General features: G+C 37.3%; 2 protein-coding genes. One reads left to right on the top strand and one right to left on the bottom strand.

Going from position 1 to position 3,031, the window contains the following annotated elements; all coding sequences use genetic code 11:
- Window positions 1-14 precede the first annotated feature (14 nt).
- A complete protein-coding gene (locus KHW44_RS07945) occupies window positions 15-542 on the top strand; it encodes a hypothetical protein (protein WP_304068132.1) in 528 nt (175 codons plus the stop codon).
- A gap of 671 nt (window positions 543-1,213) precedes the next feature.
- On the opposite strand, the gene KHW44_RS07940 is transcribed toward KHW44_RS07945, so the two are convergent.
- Window positions 1,214-3,031: cation-translocating P-type ATPase (locus tag KHW44_RS07940; RefSeq protein WP_304068129.1), on the bottom strand; the 1,818-nt coding region annotated here is incomplete at its 5' end.

Genomic DNA, 3,031 nt, shown 5'->3' with positions numbered 1-3,031 from the left:
AGGAGGATAATATCATGAAGAGGAAATTATTAGTAGTTTTAATGGCATGCGCTATGCTAAGTTCTTGTGGAGTGAAAAATGTTGGAAATACCGGCGTGAAAACTTCTGGAGAAGACGGCATACATATCAAAAATGGTGACTCAGAAGTAAGTATCGGAAAGGATGGAATCATCGCAAAAAACGGCGACTCAGAAGCAAATATCGGAAAAGATGGAATCATCGCAAAAAACGGCGATTCAGAAGCAAATGTCAGCATAGATGGAGTAAAAGTGCAAAACGGATTGGACCTTGAAGGAGAAGACCCAGAAACAAAAGAAAAAAGAAAAAATAACGTGTTCTTGGACGAAGCCAAAATAAAAGAAATGGAAATAAAAGAAAATTATCTTGAAAAAGAAGACATCAAAGATTGGGAAATCAAATTAGACAAAGAATCGCAAACATACACAATAAAATACAAAGCACTACATCAAAAGTACGAAAATGAAAGAGACGCCGTCACAGGTCAATTGCTCAAAGTAATGACATCAGCTGTTTCAAGATAGTGTGTAAAATAGTAAAACAGGGAATACTCCCTGTTTTTTTGTGTTCATTTGGTGGTTAGGAGATGAACGTGGGTGTGGCGATTATTCTTGCATTTGCGAAAGATCTGACCTACGTTCGTGTTGCAATCCCCACTCCTGTGTCCGTTTAAGCAAACAATCGAAGCTAAGAATATCATACGGAAAAAATAAGCATAAATTCAAGCAAAGTGAACCGTTAAAAAATTGTGCTGTTTGAGTGCGTAACACGAGTTCACAATTTTAGGTTCACAAGCTTAGAATTTATTTATTTTCGTAGTCCAGATATTCGTGCAAAATGCTTGATCTGTGTTTTCGGGCGAGATGTTTGCGAGATATGTGACCTACGGTTGTCCTGCAATCCCCACTCTTGTGTCCGTTTAAGCAAACAATCGAAGCTAAGAATATCACCATAGAAAATTTAATGTTTCTTATGAGCGACGCTTCGAACGATGAAATCTTCATTTCATATTCTAAAAAGAAGATTTCTGAAGTGAGGCTGAACGAATAAGATTATTAAATTTTCCCCAAGATATTCGTGCGAGATGTTTGCTTGGTTTTAATGCTACATGTGTTCGCTCCACACGATTTTCTTCCTTTCACACAGCACCCCACTAAAAAAGACGTATCACACGATACGCCTTTATTGTTGTCTATTATTTTTTGCTTTTTACTGCTTTCAAGATTTCTCCTGCTGCGAATGGCAATAATGCGCATGGCAAGATTACTTTGTAGTGTTCAAGGTGAAGTGGTATTGTTTCGAATACATCATTTACTCCAGGAATGTAGATTACTCCTAGCATTAATAATAATGAAAGTGATGTTCCCATTACTAATGCTTTGTTTGAGAATAATCCGATTTGGAATACTGATTTGTGTTCACTTCTTACTGAATAACTTCTTAGTAATTCTGATAGAATCAATGTTGCAAATGCAACTGTTCTTGCAGATTCGATGTGTCCATCGAAGTGGTTCAATCCATAGTTATAAGCAAACAATGTTGCAACTGTGATTGCCAATGATTGAACGATGATGCTTAGTCTCATGTTTTTGTCGATGATTGGTTCTTTTGGTGAGCGAGGAGCTCTGTTCATGATGTCAGCTTCTCCTTTTTCAACTCCAAGCGCCATTGCTGGGAATGAGTCTGTCACTAAGTTTAACCATAATAATTGAATTGGGATAAATGGTGTGTCCCATTTGAACATTATCGCCAAGAATACGATAAGAATTTCTGCTATGTTACAGCTTAATAGGAATGATACGAATTTTTTGATGTTGGAGTAAATTATTCTTCCTTCTTCTACTGCGTTTACAATGGTTGCAAAGTTGTCGTCTGTAAGGATAACTTCTGATGTGTTCTTCGCAACGTCTGTTCCAGTGATTCCCATCGCAATTCCGATATCTGCTTTTTTGATTGCAGGTGCATCGTTGACTCCGTCACCTGTCATGGCTGCGATGTGTCCGTTTTCTTTTAATGCTGTTACGATTTGTACTTTGTTTTGTGGAGAAACTCTCGCATAAACTCTCTTTTCTTTGACGATTTCACGGATTTGTTCGTCTGACATATTGTTAAGTTCAGCTCCCATTATTGCTTGTGAGTCATCCGTACAAATTCCCAAATCTTTTGCGATTGCAACTGCTGTTTCCAAGTAGTCTCCAGTAATCATAACTGGTGTGATTCCCGCTGTTTTACATTCTTTGATTGCATCTTTTACTTCTAGTCTTGGTGGATCTATCATTCCAGATAATCCTACAAATACCATGTTCTTTTCGATGTTTTCAGATGTAATTTCACTTGGTAATTCTTCGTGTTCACGAAGTGCATAAGCTAGTACACGAAGTGCTTGCTTAGCGTATTCGCTGTTTTTATTCAACAATTGTTGTTTTAATTCTTCTGTTAGTGGTTTGATTTCGTTGTCGATTAAAATCTTGCTACATTTTTCGATAACTATATCTGGTGCACCTTTTGTGAAGGATACAACTTTGTCAGTTAAGAATTTGTCGTGGAATGTAGTCATCATTTTTCTTTCTGAATCGAATGGAATTTCTTCTATTCTTGGATATTGTTGATTGGTTTCATCTTTTGTGATGTCTTGTTTTCCTGCTGCTGTGTGAAGTGCTCCTTCAGTAGGGTCTCCCACGATTTTGTAAGTTCCATCTTCTTCGATTAGTTTTGAGTCGTTAGTAAGACTCATTATATGAAGCAAAGTGTTAAGAGATTTGATGTCATCTTCTTGCATTTTTCTGTCTTCAATCAAATAATCGCCTTCAGGTTTGTATCCTGTTCCTGTGACATCGACATCTGTTCCATCAACGTAGATTTTCTTCACAGTCATTTCGTTTTGAGTCAATGTACCAGTTTTGTCGGAGCAAATTACAGTTGTTGTTCCCAATGTTTCAACTGCCAAAAGTTTCTTGACGATGGCGTTCTTCTCTGCCATTCTTCCCATTCCCAAACTAAGTACGATTGTAAC

It is taken from the genome of Finegoldia magna, from assembly GCF_018371055.1.
Classification (GTDB): domain Bacteria; phylum Bacillota; class Clostridia; order Tissierellales; family Peptoniphilaceae; genus Finegoldia; species Finegoldia magna_I.
This window is presented reverse-complemented; position numbering and strand designations above follow the sequence as displayed.